The sequence below is a fragment of the Chryseobacterium gambrini genome, from assembly GCF_900156825.1.
Lineage (GTDB): Bacteria > Bacteroidota > Bacteroidia > Flavobacteriales > Weeksellaceae > Chryseobacterium > Chryseobacterium gambrini.
The window spans coordinates 32,975-57,472 of the sequence record NZ_FTOV01000020.1 but is presented as its reverse complement, the minus strand read 5'-3'; the positions used below and the strand labels follow the sequence as shown (position 1 = coordinate 57,472).

General features: G+C 36.4%; 28 protein-coding genes. 12 read left to right on the top strand and 16 right to left on the bottom strand.

Going from position 1 to position 24,498, the window contains the following annotated elements; translation table 11 throughout:
• Positions 1 to 503: 503 nt before the first annotated feature.
• Genes BW951_RS20990 through BW951_RS20975 form a run of 4 tightly spaced genes read right to left on the bottom strand, consistent with a single transcriptional unit; the run spans position 504 to position 5,084 of the window.
• The gene (locus BW951_RS20990; protein ID WP_175608855.1) at positions 504 to 1,016 is read right to left on the bottom strand and encodes a hypothetical protein; all 513 of its coding nucleotides are present in this window, start codon (positions 1,014 to 1,016) and stop codon (positions 504 to 506) included.
• Between the two features lie 9 nt (positions 1,017 to 1,025).
• The gene (locus BW951_RS20985) at positions 1,026 to 1,559 is read right to left on the bottom strand and encodes a hypothetical protein (RefSeq protein WP_076396430.1); all 534 of its coding nucleotides are present in this window, start codon (positions 1,557 to 1,559) and stop codon (positions 1,026 to 1,028) included.
• Entirely contained in the window at positions 1,556 to 4,291 is a 2,736-nt protein-coding gene (locus BW951_RS20980; protein WP_076396428.1) for a COG1470 family protein, read from the bottom strand. Before BW951_RS20980 ends, BW951_RS20985 begins: the two co-directional genes overlap by 4 nt.
• Positions 4,284 to 5,084: a WxL protein host-binding domain-containing protein gene (locus tag BW951_RS20975; RefSeq protein WP_076396426.1), complete on the bottom strand. Its 801-nt coding sequence runs from the start codon at positions 5,082 to 5,084 to the stop codon at positions 4,284 to 4,286. The genes BW951_RS20980 and BW951_RS20975 overlap by 8 nt, the downstream gene beginning before the upstream one ends.
• 211 nt (positions 5,085 to 5,295) lie before the next feature.
• On the opposite strand from BW951_RS20975, the gene BW951_RS23100 reads away from it, so the two are divergent.
• Complete coding sequence (locus tag BW951_RS23100) at positions 5,296 to 5,523, top strand: hypothetical protein (protein ID WP_228427584.1); 228 nt, start codon at positions 5,296 to 5,298, stop codon at positions 5,521 to 5,523.
• Positions 5,524 to 5,528: 5 nt separating this feature from the next.
• On the opposite strand, the gene BW951_RS23095 is transcribed toward BW951_RS23100, so the two are convergent.
• The 7 genes from BW951_RS23095 to BW951_RS20940 form a co-directional block, all read right to left on the bottom strand.
• On the bottom strand, positions 5,529 to 5,759 hold the full coding sequence (locus BW951_RS23095; protein ID WP_228427582.1) for a hypothetical protein: 231 nt from the start codon (positions 5,757 to 5,759) through the stop codon (positions 5,529 to 5,531).
• A 250-nt stretch (positions 5,760 to 6,009) separates the two neighbouring features.
• The gene (locus BW951_RS20965; RefSeq protein WP_076396424.1) at positions 6,010 to 7,614 is read right to left on the bottom strand and encodes a BamA/TamA family outer membrane protein; all 1,605 of its coding nucleotides are present in this window, start codon (positions 7,612 to 7,614) and stop codon (positions 6,010 to 6,012) included.
• Positions 7,615 to 7,730: 116 nt separating this feature from the next.
• On the bottom strand, positions 7,731 to 8,531 hold the full coding sequence (locus BW951_RS20960) for an SDR family oxidoreductase (protein WP_076396436.1): 801 nt from the start codon (positions 8,529 to 8,531) through the stop codon (positions 7,731 to 7,733).
• Positions 8,532 to 8,653: 122 nt separating this feature from the next.
• On the bottom strand, positions 8,654 to 9,883 hold the full coding sequence (locus tag BW951_RS20955; protein ID WP_076396422.1) for a 3-phosphoshikimate 1-carboxyvinyltransferase: 1,230 nt from the start codon (positions 9,881 to 9,883) through the stop codon (positions 8,654 to 8,656).
• 88 nt (positions 9,884 to 9,971) lie between these two features.
• Positions 9,972 to 10,298 carry a nucleotide pyrophosphohydrolase gene (locus BW951_RS20950; protein WP_076396420.1) on the bottom strand — a complete coding sequence of 109 codons (327 nt, stop codon included), beginning with the start codon at positions 10,296 to 10,298 and terminating at the stop codon, positions 9,972 to 9,974.
• The gene (locus tag BW951_RS20945; protein WP_076396418.1) at positions 10,299 to 10,490 is read right to left on the bottom strand and encodes a hypothetical protein; all 192 of its coding nucleotides are present in this window, start codon (positions 10,488 to 10,490) and stop codon (positions 10,299 to 10,301) included.
• A gap of 3 nt (positions 10,491 to 10,493) precedes the next feature.
• Positions 10,494 to 11,906 carry a hypothetical protein gene (locus BW951_RS20940; RefSeq protein WP_076396416.1) on the bottom strand — a complete coding sequence of 471 codons (1,413 nt, stop codon included), beginning with the start codon at positions 11,904 to 11,906 and terminating at the stop codon, positions 10,494 to 10,496.
• A gap of 182 nt (positions 11,907 to 12,088) precedes the next feature.
• Here BW951_RS20940 and BW951_RS20935 point away from each other — a divergent pair, with 182 nt between their 5' ends.
• From BW951_RS20935 to guaB, 7 genes are all read left to right on the top strand, one after another.
• The gene (locus BW951_RS20935) at positions 12,089 to 12,340 is read left to right on the top strand and encodes a type B 50S ribosomal protein L31 (protein ID WP_002976190.1); all 252 of its coding nucleotides are present in this window, start codon (positions 12,089 to 12,091) and stop codon (positions 12,338 to 12,340) included.
• A gap of 105 nt (positions 12,341 to 12,445) precedes the next feature.
• Positions 12,446 to 13,606, top strand: coding sequence for a GlmU family protein (locus BW951_RS20930; RefSeq protein WP_076396414.1), 1,161 nt, complete (start codon positions 12,446 to 12,448; stop codon positions 13,604 to 13,606).
• Positions 13,607 to 13,705: 99 nt separating this feature from the next.
• Positions 13,706 to 14,215, top strand: coding sequence for an RNA polymerase sigma factor (locus BW951_RS20925; RefSeq protein ID WP_076396412.1), 510 nt, complete (start codon positions 13,706 to 13,708; stop codon positions 14,213 to 14,215).
• A complete protein-coding gene (locus BW951_RS20920) occupies positions 14,190 to 14,858 on the top strand; it encodes a hypothetical protein (protein WP_139326230.1) in 669 nt (222 codons plus the stop codon). Before BW951_RS20925 ends, BW951_RS20920 begins: the two co-directional genes overlap by 26 nt.
• A gap of 61 nt (positions 14,859 to 14,919) precedes the next feature.
• Entirely contained in the window at positions 14,920 to 16,191 is a 1,272-nt protein-coding gene (locus tag BW951_RS20915) for a DUF4252 domain-containing protein (RefSeq protein WP_076396410.1), read from the top strand.
• Positions 16,192 to 16,216: 25 nt separating this feature from the next.
• Positions 16,217 to 16,723, top strand: coding sequence for a DUF4252 domain-containing protein (locus BW951_RS20910; RefSeq protein WP_076396408.1), 507 nt, complete (start codon positions 16,217 to 16,219; stop codon positions 16,721 to 16,723).
• Between the two features lie 166 nt (positions 16,724 to 16,889).
• The gene (gene guaB, locus BW951_RS20905; RefSeq protein ID WP_076396406.1) at positions 16,890 to 18,350 is read left to right on the top strand and encodes an IMP dehydrogenase; all 1,461 of its coding nucleotides are present in this window, start codon (positions 16,890 to 16,892) and stop codon (positions 18,348 to 18,350) included.
• Between the two features lie 122 nt (positions 18,351 to 18,472).
• Here guaB and BW951_RS20900 read toward each other — a convergent pair whose 3' ends face one another.
• The 3 genes from BW951_RS20900 to BW951_RS20890 form a co-directional block, all read right to left on the bottom strand.
• Positions 18,473 to 19,171: a T9SS type A sorting domain-containing protein gene (locus BW951_RS20900; RefSeq protein WP_076396404.1), complete on the bottom strand. Its 699-nt coding sequence runs from the start codon at positions 19,169 to 19,171 to the stop codon at positions 18,473 to 18,475.
• Positions 19,172 to 19,177: 6 nt separating this feature from the next.
• On the bottom strand, positions 19,178 to 19,771 hold the full coding sequence (locus BW951_RS20895; RefSeq protein ID WP_076396402.1) for a phage tail protein: 594 nt from the start codon (positions 19,769 to 19,771) through the stop codon (positions 19,178 to 19,180).
• Between the two features lie 122 nt (positions 19,772 to 19,893).
• Positions 19,894 to 20,964: a DUF4407 domain-containing protein gene (locus tag BW951_RS20890; protein ID WP_076396400.1), complete on the bottom strand. Its 1,071-nt coding sequence runs from the start codon at positions 20,962 to 20,964 to the stop codon at positions 19,894 to 19,896.
• 169 nt (positions 20,965 to 21,133) lie between these two features.
• Here BW951_RS20890 and BW951_RS20885 point away from each other — a divergent pair, with 169 nt between their 5' ends.
• Positions 21,134 to 21,544, top strand: a complete 411-nt coding sequence (locus BW951_RS20885) for a hypothetical protein (RefSeq protein ID WP_076396398.1) — start codon at positions 21,134 to 21,136, stop codon at positions 21,542 to 21,544.
• A 41-nt stretch (positions 21,545 to 21,585) separates the two neighbouring features.
• Here BW951_RS20885 and ruvC read toward each other — a convergent pair whose 3' ends face one another.
• Together ruvC and BW951_RS20875 are read right to left on the bottom strand one after the other, a co-directional pair.
• The gene (gene ruvC / locus BW951_RS20880) at positions 21,586 to 22,140 is read right to left on the bottom strand and encodes a crossover junction endodeoxyribonuclease RuvC (protein WP_076396396.1); all 555 of its coding nucleotides are present in this window, start codon (positions 22,138 to 22,140) and stop codon (positions 21,586 to 21,588) included.
• Between the two features lie 56 nt (positions 22,141 to 22,196).
• Positions 22,197 to 22,724: a 2'-5' RNA ligase family protein gene (locus BW951_RS20875; protein WP_076396394.1), complete on the bottom strand. Its 528-nt coding sequence runs from the start codon at positions 22,722 to 22,724 to the stop codon at positions 22,197 to 22,199.
• An 82-nt stretch (positions 22,725 to 22,806) separates the two neighbouring features.
• Between BW951_RS20875 and BW951_RS20870 the strand changes: the two genes are divergently transcribed.
• The 3 genes from BW951_RS20870 to BW951_RS20860 are packed head-to-tail and all read left to right on the top strand — an operon-like array spanning position 22,807 to position 24,472.
• Positions 22,807 to 23,130 carry a PadR family transcriptional regulator gene (locus BW951_RS20870; protein WP_076396392.1) on the top strand — a complete coding sequence of 108 codons (324 nt, stop codon included), beginning with the start codon at positions 22,807 to 22,809 and terminating at the stop codon, positions 23,128 to 23,130.
• The gene (locus BW951_RS20865; RefSeq protein WP_076396390.1) at positions 23,127 to 23,744 is read left to right on the top strand and encodes a hypothetical protein; all 618 of its coding nucleotides are present in this window, start codon (positions 23,127 to 23,129) and stop codon (positions 23,742 to 23,744) included. Before BW951_RS20870 ends, BW951_RS20865 begins: the two co-directional genes overlap by 4 nt.
• 11 nt (positions 23,745 to 23,755) lie before the next feature.
• The gene (locus tag BW951_RS20860) at positions 23,756 to 24,472 is read left to right on the top strand and encodes a hypothetical protein (RefSeq protein WP_076396387.1); all 717 of its coding nucleotides are present in this window, start codon (positions 23,756 to 23,758) and stop codon (positions 24,470 to 24,472) included.
• Positions 24,473 to 24,498: the final 26 nt, after the last annotated feature.

The following is a 24,498-nucleotide window of genomic DNA, read 5'->3' as shown; positions in this document are numbered from 1 at the left end:
CGCCGATGGTACTGCGAAAGCGGGAGAGTAGGTCGCCGCCAGTTTTTATTTAAAAGTCTCATAGATTAAATTCTATGAGACTTTTTTTTTGCGCATAACTCTCCATCTCTCATCTTAATCTATCCCTTATCAAAGGAAAGAAACAAGGGAAAAGTAAAAAGAACCAGGAGAAAAGGAAATAGAACAAAGTAAGAAGTAGGAAGTAGGAAGTAGGAAGTAGGAAGTAGGAAGTAGGAAGTAGGAAGTAAAAAAAGACAAGTAAAGAAGCCGGAGAATGTAATCAATCATCATTCATCAATTATCTTTCATTACTCATTACTCATTACTCATTACCCATCAATTATCAATATTGTTTGCCATCTTCTAGCCGCGATAGAAACGGTTACCCCGCAGCGGGAACAGGAAAAGTGAGGCACTAACCCGGGAAGCAAGGCGCGAGGAGTAAGAGTGGATAGCGGGATAAAGCTCCTGAAAATATGATCTGCGTTTGAGAGAACAAATTGTTATAAAGCACTTATTGTAAATATAATCTGGCTGTTATAGTTTGTGGCAGGAAGGGCAACCGATACTCCAGAAAGATGTAATTGTACAGGGATGTTCGAATAGGATGCCAAAGCGAGTACTGCTGTAATTCTAAAAAATTCTATATCTGTAGTTGGTGGGATAACGGTATATGTTGTACCACCTGAAATTGAACATCCAACGCATGTTGTGGTTCCGTCTCCGGTTCGTCTGGCACTTAAAATAAGATTAGAATTCCAGGTAGGATTGGCAACGTAATGCATACTTACTTTACCGCTGGTTAGTAATAATGGAACGCTTGCTGCCAGAATAATTTGGTTGGTAGAGCTTTCGTAGGTTCCGGCGTAATTATTTCCTGCTTCGGTTATGGATGGAATTGTAACTGTCCAGTTTGTTCCGCCTACTGTTAATGTGCGTTGTGACTGTAACTGAGAAAATACAACCAGAATGGCAATAAATATATTTTTAGCAATAAACTTCTTTAGATCAATCATTTTTTCCTTTTATTCTGTTATGGTATAGGTAATGATAACCGGCGTGTTCGATCTTGCATTTAGACTGGAATAGTTGTTGGTTACAAGAGTTACTGTTAGCTGATGTCCATTATTGGATCCGTTTCCTGTAAAGGCTCCTCCAATTCCGCTGATTACAGTCTGAGCTACCGTCGTAAGGGTAATCTGTGCAGATGGAATTCCTAATGTTCCTCCTCCTGAACCTGATGCTGTTGCTGCCTGAATTTTAATATCGATTCCCGGAATGGTCTGGTTGACAGATGCCGTGATTCTGCGTGATAATCCGGAAGGGGCAATGGCAGAAGTATAGTTAATCCATTTTGATGTATTTGCAATGGGCGCTGTTATAGCATTTCCGGCCTCGGTTGGGGCAGTATAATTTAAACTGATCGTTCCGGAAGGTTCAATATCCATAAGTGTTACGACAGGTAGGGCAACAGCAACATTTCGGCTTCCTGTCGTTTGAGAAAATAGTTGACAGGATATCATCAGTAAAATTAAAAATATAGATTTTGAATAATTCATTTTTTTATTTCGTTGTAAGTTACTTTGATGGATTCCTGCTGATATTTGATTTCCGATGGCTGCTTTATGACGTTAATGATTACTTTTTTTATTTCTGAAGGATTTAGCGTTAAATCAAAACTTTCTATGGGAATTTTGTACTTTTTATCCAATCCGTTTCTGTAAACTTTTACTTTCCATTCTCCGGGTCGCAAATAGGTAAAATCAAAATTTTCTCCGATCATCACTATTTTACGATAAATCTGATTTCCGTTTGAGGCTTCGATGATGATATTTTCTTTTTTCTTATGGTCTTTTTTGTTGGATAATCCGATAAAGTTGGATTGCGTATTTTCCGAATATTCAATTTTTCCCTGAATTCCTGCGGCGCCTGTTAATCCGAAATTGAAAACATTTTCCTTATTGGTTAACTGTAAAAAAGCAGGAAGACTGATGTTTGAAATATCATTAATATCCGTTGTAGAGCGATCGATTTCCAGAATATAATCTCCGGGAATCACATTTTTAAAAACAAAATTTCCGTTTTTATCTGTTACAGATAAATAATGCCCAAGTAACACTCTGATTCCTTCCACTTTTTTTACGCCTAGATTGGAAATTGTTCCGGAAAGGGCAGTATAATCCGCTGTTTTTTGTGTGGGAATATTCAGTCTGGCGGTATATCGAAGGGAGAAGATAAAATCTTTATTCCCTAATTCTCCGCGCTGTAATGTGTATCTTCCGGAAATATCGAACTCATGTCCCCGAAAAATTTCCTGATGAAACAATACTTCAAATAAATTTCTGTCGGCAAAATATTCTTCAGGCATGTAATTGTTCTGATAAAATAAACTGAAACTTGTCTTTTGAGAAATCCTGCTCAGAATTCTTGCTCCGTAATAAACCTGCTTCTGATTTTGCATCTGGTATCTTGAAGTAACGGCATAACTTCCATAGATATTGAATGAAGTTCTGAATTTTTCAAAGCCGATGTTTGCCGTATAAAAACTTGAATTGCCTGAAAAATTCAGAAGGTAATTTTTTGTTTTTCCGAATTGTCCTTCTGCATTGAATTGAAAAATGCCGAGCTGCTGATCGATGCTGATTCTGAAAAACTGTTCTTTATAATCAAACTCCTTTGGCATAAGGCGGTCTTCGTATCGCTGAAATCCATTGAAAACGGAGAAAGATCCTTTTTTTGCATATCTGTATAGAATTCCATACTGAAGGTGTTTTCTGTAAGGTGCGGCAAGAAACAGGGTGTCGCGCTGAAAGTTTTTTGCATCCTGAACAAAATTGGCGATAAGATCTACTTCTTTTGAAATCCGGTACTGAAGAGTTCCGTTGAAAGTACTCGTATTGTTAAAATATCCTGCATATTGCGGACTTGTACGCATATACATGACATTTCCGCTGATTTTATTAAAATTCGCAACCGTCTGCATCATAAAAGCGTTTCCTTCTGTCTTTTGAGTTTTGCTGTAAGAGATCTCTCCGGAAACTTCAATATTTTTATTTAATTTAAATTTTCCTGTTACATACGGAAGCTGTGCATCAGAATCCAGCCTGAAATTGTTGAAACTTAAAACAGTATTGTCTTTACGGGGAATTTTATATAAATATCCCGCTGTAATTTCAGACTCTTTTGAGATTTTAAATTTGGAATACACATTAAATTCATCCTGAATCTCTCTGAAAAATCTGGGGTGATTATAAAAACCTCCGAAACTTATTTTCTTGATGTCAATACGAACTTCTGCACCGCGGCCGTATCGGGCATATTCCGTTAAAAATGAAGAGGAATAATTTTTATCTCCGAGATGAATAAATACGTTTTCCCTCTTGTAATTCACAAAATATTCTTCATACTTCGTGAAAGAATTAAATTCGACAGGATTTTTCGTTACCGCGTGAAATTCGATGAGATTTTTATTTTCTTTATCCAGACTGCCTTTACCGTAAATTTCTCCCTGAAATCCGTTTTGGTAATCGCCTCGGTTTTCCATTCCTGTAAAAGCAAGGGAAGCAAAGACAGGAAGCCTGTGAAAAACATCTTCTTCTGATGGTTTTACTGAAATAATCTTCACACTTGCATAAGCAGACTGATTTTCTTTCGGATGATCTGCCGAATAAACGGAAAGTATGATGTTTTGAGATTCATTTTTACCTAAATCCGGACTGGTTGTTTTTGATACAGTTATTATTTTCTGTTCACCCGGAGATAAAATCAATGAATTTTCCTGATCAGTCAGCGCGTTTTTACTTTCCAGAATCAGATTTTCTTTAAAGTTTCCGTTGTTTTTTAATAGAAAAGTGGAAATGATAGTTTCTCCCGCTTTTACAAATTCAGGAGCATTTAAAGCAGTGAGTAAAAGTTTTCGGTTTCCGGAAATAACAAATTCAAAATCATTTGAAAACTGATCGCCTGTTTTCTTTTCCGTTCCGTAAAGAGTAATTTTATATGTTCCCTGAGGAGTTTCGGATGCAATTTTTACCGGAACAAGGTAGACACTTTTTTCTCCTGATGAGATTTCGATTTCTCCTTTTGCTAAAATGGGAACGATGTTCTGGTTAGAAGTTTCAACAGAGAGCTTGTAAATTTTATTTTCAGAAAAATTATTTTCTATGGTAAATGGAATAGAAGTGGTGATTCCCGGCATCAGACTGTCTTTTTTTTCAGCAAAACTTTTTGTCTGAGAAAAAATTACTGCCGGAAATAAAATGAAAATATATGATGCACAGTTTTTAATCATTTTTTACTTCTAATTCCACATTGAGGGCAAAAGCATTTTCATCTTCATCGGTTGCGATGAGAACAGCCTTATAAAGGGAAGGAGCCGTTTTTTCCAGATCAATATGAAAGGATTTTGAGGTTTGTGGCAGCAATCCCATTGCCTGACTGGAAAAACTTCCTGTTTTCTGTCCGCTCTTTTTATCATACATTTCCATTACCACTGTCGGTTTGCAATACAGATTTCCTTTATTGGCAATGGCAACTTTTAAAATCTGTCTTCTGTTTTCTTTTTCAATCTTTATTCCTTCGAATTTAAGATCTGGTTTTGCTAGCTCTGCATCAAGATCAGTAATCACCTGAATGGCATAACGGATGATCGAAGTTATGCTCACTCCCTGCTTATTCTCATCAGGATTTATTTCTTCCACAGGTTCTACAATAATAACGCTCCAGTAACTTCCGGGTTCAGAAAGTTGATCAGGAACGGTAATTTCATAGTAGATTTCTGTTTTTTCCTTGGATTTAAGCGTAACCAGATTGGTGTTCATTTTAATCCAGTCTGTATTGGTTTTAACGTTGGTATGAGGAGCAGAATACTGAATCGTTCCATCGGACTGATAACTGAAATCCTGAAGAAACAATTTTACACTTTGGGATCGGCTCCCTGTATTTTCAAGAGCAATTTTGCCTTTATAGATTTTTCCGTTTTCCACTTTATAGGTATGGGAAAGTCCGTTCAGTACTACAATTCCTGCTTTCAGAAATACAAACTGAAGCATTAAAAAAGAAAATAGCAAGATCTGCTTTATCATAATCTATGTAAAGTTTTAAGTTTGATAAAAGGCTATACAAGACCAAGAAGAAATTTTTGCAACTTCTTCCTGCCTGTATATCGGAAAATGTATTTCTTAATTGTCCGAGATCGTGTAAGTAACGGTTGCAACCGTAGTTGCCGCCGCTGTGAGATCTGCGTAGGCAGCAACTCCGCCGGGACCACTTCCGGGAGCTAAAGCATAGGTAAGATTGTGTCCGTTATTCGCTCCGTTTCCGGTATATGCGCTTCCGATTCCGGAAATAATGGTTTGGTCTGCGGCGCTTAAGGTAAGCTGTGCAGAAGGAGTTCCTAAAGTTCCGCCTCCCGATCCTGTTGCCGCTGCAGCGGTTACGTTGATATCAACCCCCGGAATAACGGCATTTAGTTTTACGGAAACATTGCGGGTAGGATCTGCGACAGATTTTATAGAAGAATAATTAAGTCATAAAGTGGTATTGGCTGCGTTTGCGACAATCGGGTTTCCGGCTTCTGTAGGAGCGGTGAAGCCCAAAGTAATGTTTTTGCTGGCTGCAGGTTCAATATCTACCAAAGCTACTTCCGGAACGGAAATCGTAATGGTGTGATTGTCGGTATTGGTGTCTTGGGCGCTCAAATGCGCAGATGCAGCAAGGGTGACTAAAGACAAAGTTAAACTGAATTTAAATCTTTTCATGGTGATATATTTTGTTCAGTGAAGTTAATAAATTAAAATGTAATATGAAAAGTTTTTAACAATAAATTTTTATCATTATTAATTCGTTATCAATAATTTATAATTTAAATGTTTTATTCAATTTAATTATTTTGAGTGTGAAATTTTATGATTTACCTCAGTATAAAAGAAAAAGCTTTAACCTGTTTTGCATGAGGCTTCATCCATTTTACTTAAAATGAAATGAAAATACTCCGTTGAAAAGTTAAGATTAAAACCTGCTTAAAATTCCCCAATGGATTTTAATATCGTTGAATTTAAAAGGATTTCCAAACTCATTACCATTAGAAAGCTGGAAACTCATCAATCCGATCGGGATAAAGAAATTGAAACCGAGCCCGACACTGTAGAGTTTGGGTTTTACATTAAGAGATTTGTTGTTGAGCTGTCCGTATTGCCCGAAAACATCAAAAAATGCCTGACTTCCGATGAGATAACGGTATTCTAAACTTCCGTAATAGTAAAAATCGGCGGCGAGAGAGTTTTCATTGAAACCCCGCATGGAATTCCAGCCCCCGAACCGGTACAATTCATTGGCAGAAAAGTCGATTTTAGAATCCATCATCGCTCCTTCCGCTTTGATGTTGAGGAAATGATTTCCGTTGATATGATAATTGTGCTCTCCAAAGAAGTAAAACTGATTCTGCGGAGATTTTATATTGTCTTTGGTATAAGTGGTCGTTAAATAATCGTATCCCGCGTTAATTTTTGTTTTATAAAGGAAAAGATCAATATCGGTCGGTTCTACCATTTCAAACCAGATTCCGATTCCTTTTTTGTTGTAATCTTTACCCTGAACATACAACGTATCGATGATGCTGGAACTTTCGAAAGTTCCTCTCAGTCCCAGTTTGTTTCGGGAGTTCAGATGATAATAAAATGCGGGAAGAGCCTTCACATTGGCAAAAGTAGAATCCTGACGGAAAATATTCACCTTCATATTAAGACCTACATTGGATTTAAAAAGGTAAGGAATATCGGTCTGAAGATCAAAAGTCTGTCCTTTATCCGGGTTTCTCTGCCAGTAAAGATTGATGAGCTCAAAACTGTTGAAAATATTTCTGAAATTTACATTCAAAGTTCCGTTCAGGGTAAATTTATCCGTTTTATCGTTTCCGAAACCAATGACCCCGTCAAAACTGTTTGTCTTTTTCTTTTCCATGAAAAGATAAATGCTCGTGGAATCTTTGGTAAATAACGTTTGCGGAGGACGCTCCAAAGCAACAAACTGATGGCTCTGGAAAGACTTATTAATGGCAATCAGGTTTTTATCATCATAGGTTTTTCCCTTAAATTCCTTTTCAAGATTTTTAATGAATCTTTTCGGAACACTGGTGTAGCCTTTTACCACGAAGTTATCAATGGTTCTTTTATCGTTCTTGTTGATGTCGAGTTCTACAATAGGATAACCGTTTTTCTGTCCTTTATATTTGGATTTTATTCTGCTGAATGCAAAGCCTTCATCAATGTACTTTTTGTTGATGCTTCTTTTTGTTGAATCTAAATTTTTAGTGAAAAATTCTTTCTGAATCTTCGTTTTATTTGAAATAGAATCTGAAAGATTAACGTAAGTCTGGTTGAAATTCTTCCCTTTGTCATAAAATATTTCTGTGCTGTCACCTTTTTTTCTGACTTCTTTCAACTGGGTGAAAAAGTAATTGGTCTGAGCCAGAGAATCCAGAAACTTCACTGCTGAAGCAGAATCTTTTACCTTTTTCTTCACCTTGGTTTCAGAATCGATCAGGAAATAATGCTTCTTCTGCGCCTGTACAAAAACGCAAAACAGTATAAAAAATATTTTTAGAATTAATTTCAATTTGTCATTCTGAATATAGTGAAGCGGAATGAAGAATCTCTATAAAAATACAAAAAGATTCTTCACTGCATTTCATCCCGTTCAGAATGACAATGCGCCCAATCATTCAACTCAATTTAAGCCAGTTTATTGTATTTCTTCATCAAATTTTCATAAGTTCCCTGCGGAAGAATCCATTTGAGCGGAACTCCGATTTTCTGTCCGAATTTACCAAAATAATAGTGTGCTTTCCATTTATTTTTGCTTAAAAGCTGATCTACATATGTTGCAACTTCCAGAGGTTCTGTTCCGTCGCCCACGTGAGAATTCATTAAAGCATACACTTTATCGAAAACACTTTTGTAAGGTTCTGAAACCTTTGTTCTCACCCTGTTTTCTGCGATATTTGTTTTAATATCACCCAAATGAAGCGAACAAACGTGAATGTTCCAGGGATACACTTCGTATCTCATTGCTTCAGTTACTTTATCCAAAGCCGATTTTGAAGCCGAATAAAATCCTCGGAAAGGCAGTCCCATTTCACTTCCGATACTGGAAACATTGATGATTTGTCCGAATTTATTTTCGCGCATTTTAGGCATCACGGCGCTCATCATTTGTACAGCTCCGACCAAATTCAGGTTAAACAGTTTCAAAATATCTTCTTTTGAAGAATCTTCCACGGCTCCTACCATTCCCATTCCGGCATTGTTGATCAGAACATCGATTCTGGTTTCTGTTTTCAAGACTTCAGCAATCGCATTTTGAACGGCTTCATTGTCTGTAACGTCCGTCGGAATCGATTTGAAATACTGACTTTCGGTGTGTTTTCTGCTTAAGCCATATACTTTATGACCTTTCTTCCCGAAATATTCTGCTAACACGAAACCAATTCCTGAGGAAGTTCCGGTGATGATGATGGTTTTATGTTGTGACATCTGATTGTATGTAAATTTAAACTCTGTTGTCATTCTGAATGAAACTCAGTGGAATGAAGAATCTGTTTTTAGATTTCTCCTTCGTCGAAATGACAACTATAAATTGATATTATGTGTAAATATTATTCTTTAATTAATAAAATTTCCAAATCCTCCCAAAACATCGGATACGATTTCTCCACAACATCTTCCTCTTCAATATTTAATTCTTTGATCAGGCAAAACGGTGCAAAACTCATCGCCATTCTGTGATCCTGATACGTTGCAATGGAAATGTTTTCCTGAGGTTCGTTGAAACTGATGGATTTAATTGTCAAATCTGTAAATTCTGTTTCTGCACCCAGCTTTTTTAGTTCATTATGTAAAGCTAAAAGACGATCGGTTTCTTTTACACGCAAAGTTTCTAATCCTGAAATTTCAAAAGGAATTTTCAGAGCTGCCGCGGTTACACAAAGTGTTTGGGCGATGTCCGGACAATTATTCATATCCAGAACGATCTTTTCGGGAAACTGAAATCCTTCAATCGGCTCAAGCGTTAATTTATGCTCCTGTTCCGTGAAAGTCGTTTTGATTCCGAAAAATTCTTCATATATTTTTACAATTGCCGAGTCTCCCTGTGTAGATTCTTTGTAAAAGCTTTTTAAATGAATGGTTTTTCTTCCCAACGCAGCGAAAGAGTAGAAGTAAGATGCCGAACTCCAGTCACTTTCGACTTCATAATTGATAATTGACGATTGACTATTCACATCAAATTTTTCAACTTTTATGGTATTTTCGATGAAGCTGCTTTTAATTCCGAATCGGGTTAAAATGTTGAGCGTCATTTCAATATAAGACCGTGAAGTCACTTTGCCAACCAGATTTATTTCAAGTCCGTTTTCCAGTTTCCCAGCAATCAGAAGAAGAGAGGTGATGAACTGGCTGGAAATATCCGCCGGAACATCCACTTTGGTCTCCGTAATTTTTCTCCCGTGAATTTTAAGAGGCGGAAATCCTTCATTTTCCAGATATTCGATTTCGACACCCAGATTTTGCAAAGCAGTGACCAGATTTTTGATCGGTCTTTCTTTCATTCTCTTGGAACCCGTAAGAATTGTGGTCTTTCCCTCCTGAATAGAATAATAGGAAGTAAGGAAACGCATCGCTGTTCCCGCGTGATGAATATCCACGATCTCCGAATCTTCGGATAGGGCTTTTTTCAGGAGCTGTGTGTCCTGAGAATTCGATAAATTCCCGATTTCTATATTTTTAAACAGACTTTCTAAAATCAACAAACGATTCGAAATACTTTTCGAACCGCTGATCTGTATGGTTTTGTTTTTCTGTAATTTTGATTTTTCTAGCTTCTTCATTGTTCGTCTAAGTTGGAAGCTCGAAGCTGGAAGATGGAGGTGAAAAGTTTAGTTTAAAAACTTCCGGCTTCCAACTTCCGGCATCCAGCTATTTTAATTTTTCATTATTCTGATGGCGGTCTTTGTCGCGATCCGTCTTGATCTTCATTTTTCTGTCAAAAGCTTCCTGCAGATTAACTCCGGTCTGATTGGCTAAACATAACGTTACAAACAGAACATCTGCCAATTCCTCGCCTAAATCTTTGCTTTTGTCGCTTTCCTTCTCGCTTTGTTCTCCATATCTTCTGGCAATGATTCTTGCCACTTCGCCTACTTCTTCCGTCAACATTGCCATATTGGTCAGTTCATTGAAATAACGAACGCCAATTGTCTTGATCCATTCGTCAACTTGCTGCTGCAGATGTGTAATTTCCATTTATGGTTTGTTATTGATCTTTTCCTCTAATACAATTATTTTCGCTTCCAGTGTTTTTATTTCTTCTTCATGATAGACAGAATTTCCGATGTTCTCGGTAAAATCTGCAAATCTTTTCAGAAGTTTTCTTACCGTTATATACACAATAATCAAAACGGCAAAAGCTCCGATATTTACAATATTTAGATCCATTTTTTAAAAGTATTGATAAGCACCCACTGTAGGATTTGAAGTTCTCGATACATTTGCGATATCGGTTGGAACGGTTGCCGCAACAGTTGTACTTCCTTTTCCGATTGCCGGAGAATTCTGTTTTACTCTCAGATTCATCTGGGCTGCGAAATAATTAACAAACAGCGGATCCAAATTTTTAAGTGACTGAATAACTCCCGGACTTGTATTGAAATCAAAACCTGCTTCCGATGTTCCGGAATATTTGATGAGACAGTTCTGAATGGTAAAATTAAATAAGTTTGGCGGAGTCTGCTCAAAATTAACCGAATTGTCACGGTCGGAATACACGATGCTGTTTCTTAAATTAAAGATCAGCGCTCCGTATTCTTTCACTCCGGATGCATTCGTCCATTCGTTGGCGGCTAAAATTCCGTTTCGGTTATAAGAATGCAGAAGCTCCGAATAATTGGCAATCGTACAGTGGGTAAAATTATGCGTTCCTCCTTTGAAAATTCCTACCGCAGATTCTCCGCAATTATTCATCACAAGATTTTTTGCAGTAATGGTAGAAGCAACGGCATAAATCCCATATTCCTGAAAGGTGTGGATAAAAGAATTGCTGATATTGGCATTGGTCTGTTTCATCTCAAGACCTTTTGTTCCTCCGAATAATCTTGCATAATTCATATTCAGGGTAGACCCGGCTTCCATTTTAATGGAGTTCCAGTTCTTAGGAATTGTATCGTATGCAGGATCATTTCTGTCTCCGCGAAGCGTAACATTGTTGGCTAAAGTACCGTTGATATTCAGTGTGGCTCCCGAAAGCACTTTCATTCCGCTGTTTTTGTGGAAATACAATTTTGTACCCTGCTGAATATTCAGGATAACATTCTGGTCAATCGTTAAATCTCCGTAGATAATTTTAGCCTTATTGTTATTCCATGTTGCATCTGAGGTAATAATATTCGGATTCGTAGGTGTTTTTATAAAAAATTCCGCATCCTGAACCACGGAGAACAATACAACCTGTTGTTGTCCTACTGGGCTCTGGAATAATATTTTATCTTCGGCAATCGCTTCAGGACCGGTTGCTTCCGGTGCAATTTCAACGAAAATATACAGACTGTCTTTTTTTCTTAACGGTACATCTTTAAAATCATATCCCGGTTTCCCATCCACATTGATCTTATACAAAGAGGTTGCACCTTTTTGCAGGTGAATCCGAGGGATCAGAATGTCTTTGTCTTCATTATTATATACTTTTACCGCATACGTTTCTGAACGAACCTGATGATAAACCGTATCGCAGAAAACCGTGTCTTTGGAAAAGCTTAATTCCTGCGAAGGAGCATCGAAACTGATGTCGTCCTTATTACAAGATACAGCCATAACAAGCATCCAGAAAGAAAAAGCCAGTAATAATTTGAATTTCATCGAAATTAAAGTTTAAATAGATTTCAAATTTAACGAAAATACTTTGAATTTCTTATGAAGAAAAAAATATTGATCGTCTATTTGTAATTTTAAAAAATTATTGTATTTTTGCACCCTAAAATTAGCAGAGAAATATCCATTACTATTTCGAAAGCAAACTTTAATTTTTTAAAAATTGTATTATGAAAAACGGAATCCACCCAGAAAATTATAGACTTGTTGTTTTCAAAGATATGAGTAACGACGAGGTGTTTCTTTGCAAGTCTACTGCAGAAACAAAAGATACTATCGAGTACGAAGGACAAGAATACCCATTGATTAAAATGGAAATCTCTTCAACTTCTCACCCTTTCTACACTGGTAAAGTGAAGTTAGTTGACACTGCAGGTAGAGTTGATAAGTTCATGAACAAATACAAAAAATTCGCTAAGTAATTTTTTGTTGCCACAATATTTAAAAGTCTTTCGGTTTCCGGAGGACTTTTTTGTTGTATTTTTGTTTAGACGTTAAACATTGAATTTTAAACTAAAAACTGAACGATGCAATTAGTATTTTCAGATGCACAATACTGGGAAGATTTTCTTCCGCTTACTTTTACACGTCCCGTTGCAGAAATGCGATGCGGAATCCTTACTTTCTCCGAAAGATGGCAGAAAATTTTAGAAAACGCCGAAATTTCTTTCTTCACGGAGATGTATCTGCAGGGAAAATTTCCTGAGCCTGCAAAAAAAGAGAGTCTTTTTCTGGTGACGAATTTTTTACCGACAGAAAATGTTATTCAGCAGATCAAAGACCTGAAACAGGGAGAAGCATTGGTGTATGAAGATGAATTAGTTGCTGCAAAAATCAATATGGATGGTTTTTCTCTGCATCAGATTGAGAAAATGACGGATATTAAAGAGGAGCTTATTTTCTTTAAAAAACCGACGGATCTTTTTACCTATAATAAAGAAGCTATAGATTTCGATTTTGCATTGCTTACGAAAGGCAGAGTTTCTCAGGAGCTTTCTTCAACCAATGGATTTTTGGGAAATAAAGAAGATCTGTATATAGAAGAAGGAGCACAAATTGAATTTTCGACCATCAATACAAAAACAGGCAAAATCTATATCGGGAAAAATGCTGAGGTAATGGAAGGTTGTAATCTTCGTGGTCCGATTGCGCTGTGTGAAGAGTCTAAGTTTAATTTAGGCGCGAAGATTTACGGAGCAACAACAATTGGTCCTCATTGCAAAGTGGGCGGAGAAGTGAATAATATTATCATTTTTGGATATTCTAATAAAGGGCATGACGGTTTTGTTGGAAATTCGGTGATCGGAGAATGGTGTAATCTGGGAGCAGATACCAATTCTTCCAATCTTAAAAATAATTATGCTCCTGTAAAATTGTGGAACTACAGAACCAAATCTTTTGAAGATACAGGATTGCAGTTTGCCGGTTTAATTATGGGCGACCATTCTAAAACAGCCATCAACACGCAACTAAATACAGGAACAGTTGTAGGTGTTGCTTCTAATATTTTCAAAGAAGGTTTCCCGCCGAATCTGGTGGAAAGTTTTTCGTGGGGCGGTTTCAAAGGAGATGAGAAATTTAAATTAGACAAAGCCTATGAAGTGGCAGAACGGGCAATGGCAAGAAGAAAAGTGCCTTTAACCGATGAAGATAAGGCTATTTTTAAACATATTTTTGATGCGTATTAATGCGATCAATAAAGGAAACTTCAAATTATTTTGAAGTTTTTTTATTTTTAATGTAATAAAATGTAAAATCCGGTTGTCTTACTTATAGAAACAAAACTTATGACCCAAGAAACTTTCAGAAGTACGGTATTCATTCTCAAAGATGAGATGTATCGCTTTGCGAAAAGGTTTGTCATGAGCAGTGATGAAGCAGAAGACGTGGTGCAGGATCTTATGATTAAATTCTGGCAGAAGAAAGAAGAACTGGAGCAGTTTGGGAATTTAAAATCCTATGCTCTGAAGTCGGTCCGGAACGAGTGCCTGAACAGACTGAAGCATCACGATGTAAAGCTGGGATTTGCAGATATGCAGCTTCATCGTTCCGAACTTTACAGTATGGAAGTCAATAATTTAAAGGAACACATCATTGGTTTCATTAATCAGCTTCCGGAAAAACAGAAAATGGTAATCCATTTGAAGGATGTAGAAGAATATGAAGTCTCGGAAATCGGCGAAATGCTGGAAATGGAAGAGAATGCAGTAAGAGTAAATCTTATGCGGGCCAGACAAAAGGTAAAAGAACAAATTTCACAATTGATGAGTTATGAGCAACGACAAATTTCAAGATAAATACGAAGAAATCTTCCAGAATTTAAAGGAAGAAAAAATGAACTGGGATTTTAATGATTTTCTGAAAAAAACGGAAGAAAAAAATGATGAGGTTCAGGAAAATATAACACCGATCGTCCCTATCGATACGAAAACAAAACCATCGTTCCCGAAATGGTTCTGGATGGCTGCAAGCGTAGTTTTGCTATTGAGTGTTGGTCTGATTTTTAATTATACTCACAATTCAAATATGGAAAATCAGGCTCAGTTGGTTGAAAACCAGATAAAGAAGCAAAAAGATAATTTCATCGAAGAAAACAGTGAACATACGGAGCAGGTAGCGGTAAACCTTCCGAATGATTCAGTTTCCGGAGCGAAAAAAGATTCGGTTTTTCATGAAACTCCGGTTGCCGAGAAAGATTATCTGGATGAAATTTTACCGAAAAGAGGAAGGCTGAAGAAAGAAAGAAAGCCGAAGTATGTATATAACTCCTCTAAAGCTTCAGATTCTACAGGATATAAAGATTCTTACGTTATCGTTAACGGAAAAAGAATCGAAAATGTAGAAGAAGCGATTAATGTGACTAAGTATTCATTTCAAATATTTGCAAATAATGTTAGTGAAAAATTAGCAAAACCAACCGTCGTGGATGACGATTATTAATTAACCTTAAAAGATTATGCACCTGATCAGGCACTAATAATCCAAAATAAAAAATTGACTCATGAAAAAAGTATTCATAATATTCGCACTCGCTTTTTCCCATTTCTTTAATATTTACGGGCAGGAAAAAGATAAGTTAGATCAGCTTTTTGATAAATATCAGGAAGTGGAAGGAGTAACGTCCATTAAAATTGCCAAACCGATGTTCGGAATGCTGAGCAATCTGGATTTGGGAGATGCTGAACTGGATCAGATAAAACCGTTATTATCCAAAATTAACGGACTGAAAGTATTCATTGCCGAAAAACCACAGGACGGAAGTTCTGCGAAAGGACAGAAGCTGTCGCAAATCAACAAAGACATTTCTTCTTATTTAAGCAATCTTAAGTACAGTGAAATCATGACAATGAACAGTAACGGAGCTAAAATAAAATTTCTTTCAGCAGAAGAGAAAAACGGAATTTTGGATGATCTGTTATTGAGCATCGATAGCGGAGGAGAGGAAAATATTCTTGTAAAACTGGACGGAAAACTTTCGATGAATGATATCAATAAAATCATCAATTCTACAGAAACAAAAACAAATCCGGTTACCAATACCAGAAATAACCTCACTTCGGAAAATACCTCTTCTTATCTGAATGGCGAATCCAGAAATGTAGGCGAGTTCTCAGGAATTCAGGTGAGTACAGGTGTTAATCTGGTGTTCAAGCAGGAAAGTCCGACCAATGTAAAGGTAATTGCCGATGCCGATAAGCTTCAGTACATTGTTACAAAAGTTGACAACGGGGTTCTGAAAGTGTATGTTGATAACAAAGGACAGAAAAATTTAAAATTTAAAAACATCAGTGTCAACGTTTCTTCGCCAAGAATGGATAACATTAAAGCGTCTTCGGGAGCAACTTTTACCACGATTAATTCTGTAAAAGAAAATAACCTTACCATTGATGCATCTTCAGGTTCTGTAGTGAAAGGTAAATTCAATATTTCGAATAATGCTTTATTGGAAGCGTCTTCAGGAACAAGCGTAAAAGTTGAGGTAAATTCCAGAAGCTTAGTATTTAAAGGATCAAGCGGTTCGGATGCAAGTATTCAAGGTGAAGCAGAAACAGCAGCTTTTGATGTCAGCAGCGGTGCGGTTTGTAAAGGCGAAGCATTTCAGGCAAATCTGGTGGAAGCGGAATCTACTTCGGGATCTAACCTTTCTGTAAATGCGGTAGATAAATTAAAAGCGAAGGCTTCATCAGGCGGAACCATCCGATACAGAGGAAATCCGGAAATTACTTCAGACATCAGCAAAATGTCCGGCGGAAGTTTAAAACCCATCAACTAAAAATTTAATTTAAATCCAAATTGCCATGAAAATATTAAAACACCTTTTTCTTATCGCCTGTGCGATGTTCATGTTACAATCCTGTATAGTTTCTTCGGGAGCCGGTAAAATGGCTTACTTTTCAGATTCCGGGAACGATTTTAAAGGAGCAAAATTTACCACCATCAATGTTCCGATGTTTTTAGCAAAACCTGTTATTAAAAAAGCATTAAGAGAAGACGGTGAAGATAATGAAGAGGTGATCCGGCTGATCCGGAAAGTTTCAAAAATTAAAGTTTTAACTGTAGAAAACGGAGATAAATCGATGCTGAATGATTTTGCGAAGTATTTAAATAACAATAATTATGAAGAATGGGCAACCATAAAACATGACGGAGAAAATGTAAATATCCGGGTGAAACAGAAAGATGATGTTATTAAAAATATGCTGATTACGGTAAATTCAGATAAAGAGTTGGTTTTTGTGGATGTTCGGGGAAATTTTACAGCCAATGATATTTCAAAAATGATTTCATCGGCATCCGATAAATAGCACTTTATCTTCAAATCATATCACTAAATTGTTTTTTTGTACAACTACCGTTCCGCAAAAAGGAGCGGTTTTTTGATTTAAGTTATTGATTATTAAGTTTTATTTAAACTATGAAAATCGATTTTCGTATTTCGGTAAAATACCTTAATTTTGCAAGAAAGTAAAGATGTCTATTCATAACAAAATTGTAGAGACAGCCATCACTTTCGATGACGTGCTTCTAGTCCCTTCTTATTCAGAAGTTTTACCTAATCAGGTTTCTTTAAAATCAAGACTTACCGACAAAATTACGCTTAATGTTCCGATTGTTTCCGCTGCAATGGATACCGTTACAGAAGCTGAACTGGCAATTGCACTGGCAAGAGTCGGCGGTTTAGGATTTATTCATAAAAACATGACGATCGCTGAACAGGCTGCACAGGTTAATCGTGTAAAGCGTTCGGAAAACGGAATGATTTCAGATCCTGTTACGCTTTCAAAAGATCATACTTTGGCTCAGGCTAAAGAAACAATGGCGAAATATAAAATTTCAGGACTTCCTGTAGTAGATGCCGAAAATACTTTAATCGGGATCATTACCAACAGAGATGTAAAATATCAGGAAAATCTTGAAATGAAGGTGGAAGAGATCATGACGAAAGAAAAGCTGATTACTTCTGATAAAAATACCAATCTGGAGAAAGCGAAAGAGATCCTTCTTAAAAACAGAGTGGAAAAGCTTCCGATCGTAGATGCTGAAAACAAACTGGTAGGATTAATTACCATTAAAGATATCGACAATCAGTTAGAATATCCAAATGCTAACAAAGATCAGAGCGGAAGATTAATAGTTGGAGCAGGAGTTGGAGTAGGTGAAGATACATTGGAAAGAATCGAGGCGCTTGTAAAAGCAGGCGTTGATATCATTGGAATCGATTCAGCTCACGGGCATTCCATCGGAGTCTTAAATAAAATTAAAGAAATCCGACAGGCTTATCCTGATCTGGATATCGTTGGAGGAAATATCGTAACGGCTGAAGCGGCTAAAGATCTGATCGAAGCCGGAGCAAATGTTCTGAAAGTAGGAGTAGGTCCCGGTTCAATCTGTACAACGAGAGTGGTTGCAGGAGTTGGAGTTCCTCAATTATCAGCAATTTACAATGTTTACGAATATGCGAAAACAAAGAACGTAGCTGTAATTGCAGACGGAGGAATCAAGCTTTCCGGAGATATCGTAAAAGCGATTGCCAGTGGAGCAGGAGCCGTAATGTTAGGTTCGCTTTTGGCAGGAACTGATGAAGCTCCGGGTGAAGAAATCATTTTTCAGGGTAGAAAATTCAAGACTTATCAGGGAATGGGAAGTCTTTCTGCGATGAAGAGAGGAGGAAAAGAGAGATATTTCCAGAGTGAGGCTAAGAAATTCGTTCCGGAAGGAATCGAAGGAAGAGTTCCAAGCAAAGGATCTCTGGAAGAAGTAATTTTCCAGTTAACAGGAGGTCTGAGAGCAGGAATGGGATATTGCGGTGCTAAAGATATTGAAGCGTTACAAAACGATACCAAGATGGTAATGATCACAGGAAGCGGATTGAAAGAATCTCACCCGCACGATGTCATCATCACGCAGGAAGCTCCGAATTACTCTTTATAATAAATTAAATATATTTTAAAAGCTATCTCAGTACTGTTGAGGTAGCTTTTTTTATTTGTTTTTTGTCCTGATTATAAAAAAACCTCCGCTTTTGGCGAAGGTTTATCACATATAATAAAATTTTATTTCTTCACAAACTTAAATTCGTGAGTCTGGAAATTTTTAGTATTGATCTTCAAAAGATAGATTCCTGCGCTTAGTTCAGAAACGTTTACTTTTTCATTAAATTCTTCAGATTTTACAATTTGTCCGGCCATATTGTAGATCTGAACAGATTTTCCGTCTTTTATCCCTGAAATTTTAATGATCTCAGCAACCGGATTGGGGAAGATCTGAATTTTAGAATCATTGTTTCTAACATCTGAAGCTGCAAGAGATGTGCTGTGCAAATCTCCCGTCATGGTCGCATTGGAAGTCGTAAGATTTCCTCCGCAACCTCCGGCTTGTGATGTAAATGATGTATTCTCAACCCAGGTTCCAAAAGTAATTGATGGTGGATTTTGTACGAAATTATTGTTACCCGTAGAATTATAGTAGATTAAGTTTGGGCTTGAAAAAGTTCCGTATCCTTCATCAGCAAGGAATTCCCATCTGCTTAATGTATTATTCCACTGAATTTTAAATTCGCAGGTTCCTAAGCCGCCACAAGGTTGTCCGTCTAAAGGTGTTGTAATATATATCCCTTTATTAAAGGCGTCTACTCCCGTTTTTGTAAAAACAAAATTCTGATTATCAAATATATTATGACAACCGTTAAAGGTGATCGTCTGTGCAAAGGCAGAACTGCCTAAAGCCAGACATAACAGGTAAAGTTTTTTCATAATATTTTAAAATTGTGTCGGGAAAATACCTTGTAAGGAAATAATACATTTCAAAGTTACGAAAGGAGGTCTGTTTTCGTGTGGCTGTCCTCCTCCTGTCTGGTTTACCATGGTCGATTTCATGGTTGTATTTGCAGCAGCATCAGAATATTCTTTATCTAATCCTTTTGTATCTGCAGGAAGATTACCCGTAGGCGAATTTTGATTTCCTTCAGCGGTTACAGCATTTACTGTATGCGAGTGAGGCGGCATTTGCGTTACCTGAAGTGTTACAGATTCTGTTCCCCCGATTTGTCCCATCGTGTAGTTGGTAGGTCCTCCCGGAGCTTGTCCTTCGTGTACCAGAACTCTTCCCCTCATATCTGGTAAAGCGAATGTTGTAGTTCCGTTACCACCATAAGTGGTTCCTAACAGTGCAAAAAGAGCCTGATTTTGTGCAATTGGTAAAAGTTGTCCGTTACAGGCAGCCCAGTTTTTTGGAACGAAATTGTAAGGTACGAATGCGATTTGTCCTAGGAAAGGCTCTGAAGCTTGTGCTTTTAAAACAGAAGTAGATGCAATGCTCAATAGCAGAGTACATCCGAATACAAGTTTTTTCATGACGAATAAATTAGTTTTAATTAGGTGTTGTAAAGTTAACTATTATTCTGTATATTTTAATTATAAATAACAAAACCTTTCAGACTTGGCTGAAAGGTTGAAATATTTTAATTGATATTTAATTATTTATTTAAATTATTTTTAAAATCATCGATCCTGAAATCTGTCAGGGCATTGCCTTTTTCCACTTTTTCTTTTGAATATAATCTGAAATCATTTTCTGTTTTTTCTAAAAGATAATCGTAAGGCCCAACGTGGGAAATTAGTTTTACTAAAACAGGGGAAATTTCAAGACATATAAAAAGTCCCATAATAAAAGCGGCAGCTAAACCGATAATGGCGGAGTTTTTTCCCAGTTCGTCCAAAGCCTGTAATCTTGCTGCAAAACCATTGAATTTATCTTCAAAAGTCTCGGTAGATTTTCTCTCTGTTTCTAAATTGGTATATACTTTAGAAATTTCTTTATCTAAATATTCAAGTCTGGGAGAAACCTGTTTCTGGTAATTTTCAAGATCCTGTCTTCTCTGCTCCTTCAGTTCCTGCTTTCGTTTTGCATTGGGACCGAAACCTTCTTTCCCGCTTGTTAATCCGGATTGCTTTCCTAAAATTTCTTTTTCAAGCTCTACAGAAGCGGAATCATAAGATTTTTGATAGTTGGCGATTTTATCGGAGATTTGTTTCTTTTCAGTCTCAAAAGGTCCGCTTTGCTGAAGAATTCTTCCGTTCATCTCGCCCTGAAGCTGTTTTTTATTTCTCTGAATGATTGTATTCAGTTGTTTGTTTACCTCCTTTTCAAAAATTTTAAGCTCAAGAGGTTTAGAAATAATAATTCCTAAAAAAGTCGCCAGAATTAATCTGGGAATTGCCATTAGAATCTGATTCCACCATGTTCCTGTCTTTTTGATGGAAGAAACGATGTATCGGTCCAGATTAAAAATCATTAAACCCCATAAAACACCGAAGCCAATTGCTGTCCAGATATCATCGAAAACCGTATACATCGCGTAACCTGCGGAAAGTGTTGCAAATACAGCGGTAAAAAGTACAATTCCTCCGATTCCCGCGAATTTATTCCATTCGCTCGGAGTTTTTCTCAAAATATGAATGTTTCCTCCGGAACAGACCATCAGAAACTTTTGGAACCAGTTTATTTTATGATTCACCTGATTTATAGTTTGTTGGTTGTTTTTCATGATAGAAAAATTTATACAAATGTACTACTAAAAATCATACCAATGTAAAAGATAGTATTATGTTTTACCAAGTATATAGGTTTGTTTTATTATTTTACTGTAAATCAATTAATTAAATTTATTAAATAAAATATTCTTATCTTTATGTATAATCACTAAATATCAAAATATGAAAAATGTAATCTGCCTTTCTCTGGCAATGGCTTCGTTTGCGCTTACTTCCTGTACCAAAGAAAAATCGATAGATGATGATCTGAAAGAAGTTGCCGCAAACATCAACAAAACGACACCTCAGAATCTTGCCGACGGAGTGCGTCTCGACAGCGTTTCTGTACAGCCTGGGAAAATTTTTAAATATAATTATACCCTAACCGACGATGTAAAAGAAAGTGTAAGTCCTGAAGAAATTCAAGTTTTTAAAAACAATGCAAAAGAAGGAGCTTTAAGAGTTATTAAAACTTCGCCGGAGATTAAAGAATTCAGGGATAATGATGTTACCATGATATATAGCTACTATGATAAAAACGGAAAACCGACTGCCGATTTTAAAATTACCCCCGAAGAATACAAAACAAAATAAACCAATCAATCACTCACAAAATATTTATCTGTGAGTGATTTTTATTTCAGCCGATCCGGATTTTGTTTTAAAAAGCTTTCCCAGCCGGTGTAAGATTTTGTATCTGCAATCGTTCCTGAATTAAAATGATGACATACCGCAACTGCCAATCCATCGGAGGCATCGAGATATTTTGTGGGAAATTCTTTCAGATTTAAAAGACTTTGGAGCATTCCTGCAACCTGCTCTTTACTGGCATTTCCGTTTCCGGTGATCGCCATTTTTATTTTTTTCGGAGAATATTCTGTAATCGGGATATTTCTGTGAAGACTTGCCGCCATCGCAACGCCTTGCGCGCGGCCTAATTTCAGCATACTCTGAACATTTTTTCCGTAGAAAGGAGCTTCGAGAGCAACCTCATCAGGATGAAATTCGTCAATCAGCGCCAAAGTTTTATCAAAAATATATTTAAGTTTGGTTTCGTGGTTCGGATACTTTTTCAGCAATAATTCATGGATGGAAATCATTTCCATTTTTCCTTTTTTTATGGAAATAATCCCAAAACCCATCACGGTTGTTCCCGGGTCGATTCCTAAAATAATCTTCTCTGCAATCATTGCTTCAAAGATATGAACTTTCAGCCTTTTAAGAATGTATTTTTTTGAATCATATTTTACAGCAGTCCCAGTTTCTTTTCTGCAATAGGAATCCAGTTTTCATCATGTCGAAGCAAAGTGATTTTATCAACTAAGAATTTAGTTTTATATTCTTTTTCTTGATATTTCTCCCATGCTTTCAGATAGTTTTCCCACGTCAGATTTCGAAAACCCACCGTTACATGAGGGTGGAAAGAATAATTCATAAAGTTGAATATTTCCTTTACCCGAAGATAAAGATCATTTAGTTGTTCGTTGTTTTCAGGTTTCACAAAAACCACAGGATTTTTAGGATGGGCAAAACTTCCGAAACCATTCAGTTCAATTTCAAAAGGAGAAACAGCAGTATCAATCTTCTGGAAAGCTTCCAGAATGTCATTTTCTAAAGTAAGCTCTCTGGAAAACGGCGGAAACAAAGTAATGTGCGCTTCATTTTTCAGAGCTTTGGAATTGTCAAAATTTAATGCAAAGTCCTGTTTGAATATTTTTATTTCTTCAATAATTTTTTGTGGCGGATAAATGGCGATGAAATACATCTTTTTCATTGATTGAAATTAAGAATTTTAAAATTAATTATGATGCATAAGAAAATTATGTATAGATTTGCTAGGTATAAAAGATGAGATATTGAAAAAGAACAGTCTGTATAAAGGAACCCTCCAAAACATCATCCTGAAGCTTCTTGCCAAGGAAGTAAAGATGTATGGATACCAGATCACGCAGCGCGCGAAAGAACTTACGCAGGGCGAACTGGAAATGACGGAAGGTGCGCTGTATCCGCTTTTGCATAAGCTGGAAGCGGAAGGAATGATTTTGTCTGAAATCCAGAAGATCAACGGAAGAGACCGGAAATATTATCTTCTGACCGAAAAAGGGAAAAAGCAGCAGGCAGAACAGGAAGCAGAAATGAAAAATTATTTATTTAACCTCAATACGATTTTTAATATATGATAACCAAAGAACAGGAACATCAAATAGAATTATATTTAAATTCAAAAAAGCTGACTGCTCAGATTTTAGCTGAAGTGAAAGATCATTTTATTTCTCAGATCAGTCATCTGATGCTGTCTGAAAATTTAAGTTTTCCCGAGGCTTTTCTGAAAACTAAAATCAGTTGGAAGAATGAGCTGGAAATGGTAAACGCAGATTTTCTTTCGTTCAAAAAAGTAGCCAGAATCGAAAAAGTTATTTTACAGCAGAGGTTTAGAAAGATTGGCATTTTTTCTTTCATTCTTGCAACAGTAGCAACATTCATAATGTTTTTAAATACGGATGTTTTTTTTACAGTTCAGATTGTATTGTTGGGAAGCTTAGCAATTCTTTTGGCATACAGTTTCATTGCTAAAAAGATGAAATTTTCCAATTATATCGCCATGAGCTTTCATCCCTTACTGCTTAGAAATCTTCTTTTCGGAGTGCTGATCTTTGCTTTTGGATCTTTTATAACAGCAGAAAACTGGAAAATCATGGATATGAATGTTTCAAAATTTCTATCGGTATATTCTTTGGCGGTTCAGCTTCAGTTATTGTATTTCAATTCAAAGAAAATTAATGTTTTAGTTTAAAATTTAAAATGATGTTTTCAAAAGAACACGAACAGGAAATTACGGATTATCTTATTTTTCACAGGCTTCCTCTGGATATTTTAGTTGAGGTGAAAGATCATATGATCTCTCAGATTGCCGATATTCAGATGGAGGAAAATGTGGGTTTCGATGAAGCTTTTCTTAAAACGAAAAAGTTATGGGGAAGTGAATTTAAAATGACGCGTTACTCTATTTTTTACCAAGAACAGATTCCTGTTATTGTAAAGAGAATTGCGAAGGTAAAGTATCGCAGCATTTTTAAAAAATCGTTGATTTTCGGTCTGGCTTCTTTTACAGTAAATCTCCTTTTGATCTATTTTTCAACCGATCAGGAAACTTACAGTGATCTTTTCAGGCTGTATAATTCACTTTTTGTAATGGTTCCTTTTTTATTATGGCTGTTTAATAAAAATTTGAGAAAATATGTAAAAAAAGATTTTAAATATCAGGGAAAATCTTTCTTTACCATCTATCAACAGAATCTGGGACTTTTTGTTTTGACGCTTAATATCTCTTTTCAGCTTATTCTACGGGATGATAAATATGTTTTCCGGTTTTTCAGAACAGATGATCCTGTATCGGTATTTTCATTGCTGATTGCTCTAATCATACCTTATATACTGCACACCACTGTGATCTTCGTGCTGATTAATTTTTTCGAACATAAAAAGACAATGACGAAGATGAATAATTTTTTAACGATTTAATCAGTTGAAGATTTAAAATAAAATAA

Excerpts from the sequence above, each read along its gene's own strand:
- BW951_RS20915 (WP_076396410.1), top strand. The coding sequence starts at position 14,920 with ATGAAAAAAGTATTCATAATATTCGCACTCGCTTTTTCCCATTTCTTT.
- BW951_RS20860 (WP_076396387.1), top strand. The coding sequence starts at position 23,756 with ATGTTTTCAAAAGAACACGAACAGGAAATTACGGATTATCTTATTTTT.
- BW951_RS20945 (WP_076396418.1), bottom strand. The coding sequence starts at position 10,490 with ATGGATCTAAATATTGTAAATATCGGAGCTTTTGCCGTTTTGATTATT.
- BW951_RS20895 (WP_076396402.1), bottom strand. The coding sequence starts at position 19,771 with ATGAAAAAACTTGTATTCGGATGTACTCTGCTATTGAGCATTGCATCT.
- BW951_RS20935 (WP_002976190.1), top strand. The coding sequence starts at position 12,089 with ATGAAAAACGGAATCCACCCAGAAAATTATAGACTTGTTGTTTTCAAA.
- ruvC (WP_076396396.1), bottom strand. The coding sequence starts at position 22,140 with ATGATTGCAGAGAAGATTATTTTAGGAATCGACCCGGGAACAACCGTG.
- BW951_RS20930 (WP_076396414.1), top strand. The coding sequence starts at position 12,446 with ATGCAATTAGTATTTTCAGATGCACAATACTGGGAAGATTTTCTTCCG.
- BW951_RS20885 (WP_076396398.1), top strand. The coding sequence starts at position 21,134 with ATGAAAAATGTAATCTGCCTTTCTCTGGCAATGGCTTCGTTTGCGCTT.
- BW951_RS20955 (WP_076396422.1), bottom strand. The coding sequence starts at position 9,883 with ATGAAGAAGCTAGAAAAATCAAAATTACAGAAAAACAAAACCATACAG.
- BW951_RS20925 (WP_076396412.1), top strand. The coding sequence starts at position 13,706 with ATGACCCAAGAAACTTTCAGAAGTACGGTATTCATTCTCAAAGATGAG.
- BW951_RS20960 (WP_076396436.1), bottom strand. The coding sequence starts at position 8,531 with ATGTCACAACATAAAACCATCATCATCACCGGAACTTCCTCAGGAATT.
- BW951_RS20975 (WP_076396426.1), bottom strand. The coding sequence starts at position 5,084 with ATGATAAAGCAGATCTTGCTATTTTCTTTTTTAATGCTTCAGTTTGTA.
- BW951_RS20950 (WP_076396420.1), bottom strand. The coding sequence starts at position 10,298 with ATGGAAATTACACATCTGCAGCAGCAAGTTGACGAATGGATCAAGACA.
- guaB (WP_076396406.1), top strand. The coding sequence starts at position 16,890 with ATGTCTATTCATAACAAAATTGTAGAGACAGCCATCACTTTCGATGAC.
- BW951_RS20865 (WP_076396390.1), top strand. The coding sequence starts at position 23,127 with ATGATAACCAAAGAACAGGAACATCAAATAGAATTATATTTAAATTCA.
- BW951_RS20900 (WP_076396404.1), bottom strand. The coding sequence starts at position 19,171 with ATGAAAAAACTTTACCTGTTATGTCTGGCTTTAGGCAGTTCTGCCTTT.
- BW951_RS20875 (WP_076396394.1), bottom strand. The coding sequence starts at position 22,724 with ATGAAAAAGATGTATTTCATCGCCATTTATCCGCCACAAAAAATTATT.
- BW951_RS20980 (WP_076396428.1), bottom strand. The coding sequence starts at position 4,291 with ATGATTAAAAACTGTGCATCATATATTTTCATTTTATTTCCGGCAGTA.
- BW951_RS23095 (WP_228427582.1), bottom strand. The coding sequence starts at position 5,759 with ATGAAAAGATTTAAATTCAGTTTAACTTTGTCTTTAGTCACCCTTGCT.
- BW951_RS20920 (WP_139326230.1), top strand. The coding sequence starts at position 14,190 with ATGAGCAACGACAAATTTCAAGATAAATACGAAGAAATCTTCCAGAAT.
- BW951_RS20890 (WP_076396400.1), bottom strand. The coding sequence starts at position 20,964 with ATGAAAAACAACCAACAAACTATAAATCAGGTGAATCATAAAATAAAC.
- BW951_RS20910 (WP_076396408.1), top strand. The coding sequence starts at position 16,217 with ATGAAAATATTAAAACACCTTTTTCTTATCGCCTGTGCGATGTTCATG.
- BW951_RS20985 (WP_076396430.1), bottom strand. The coding sequence starts at position 1,559 with ATGAATTATTCAAAATCTATATTTTTAATTTTACTGATGATATCCTGT.
- BW951_RS20940 (WP_076396416.1), bottom strand. The coding sequence starts at position 11,906 with ATGAAATTCAAATTATTACTGGCTTTTTCTTTCTGGATGCTTGTTATG.
- BW951_RS20990 (WP_175608855.1), bottom strand. The coding sequence starts at position 1,016 with ATGATTGATCTAAAGAAGTTTATTGCTAAAAATATATTTATTGCCATT.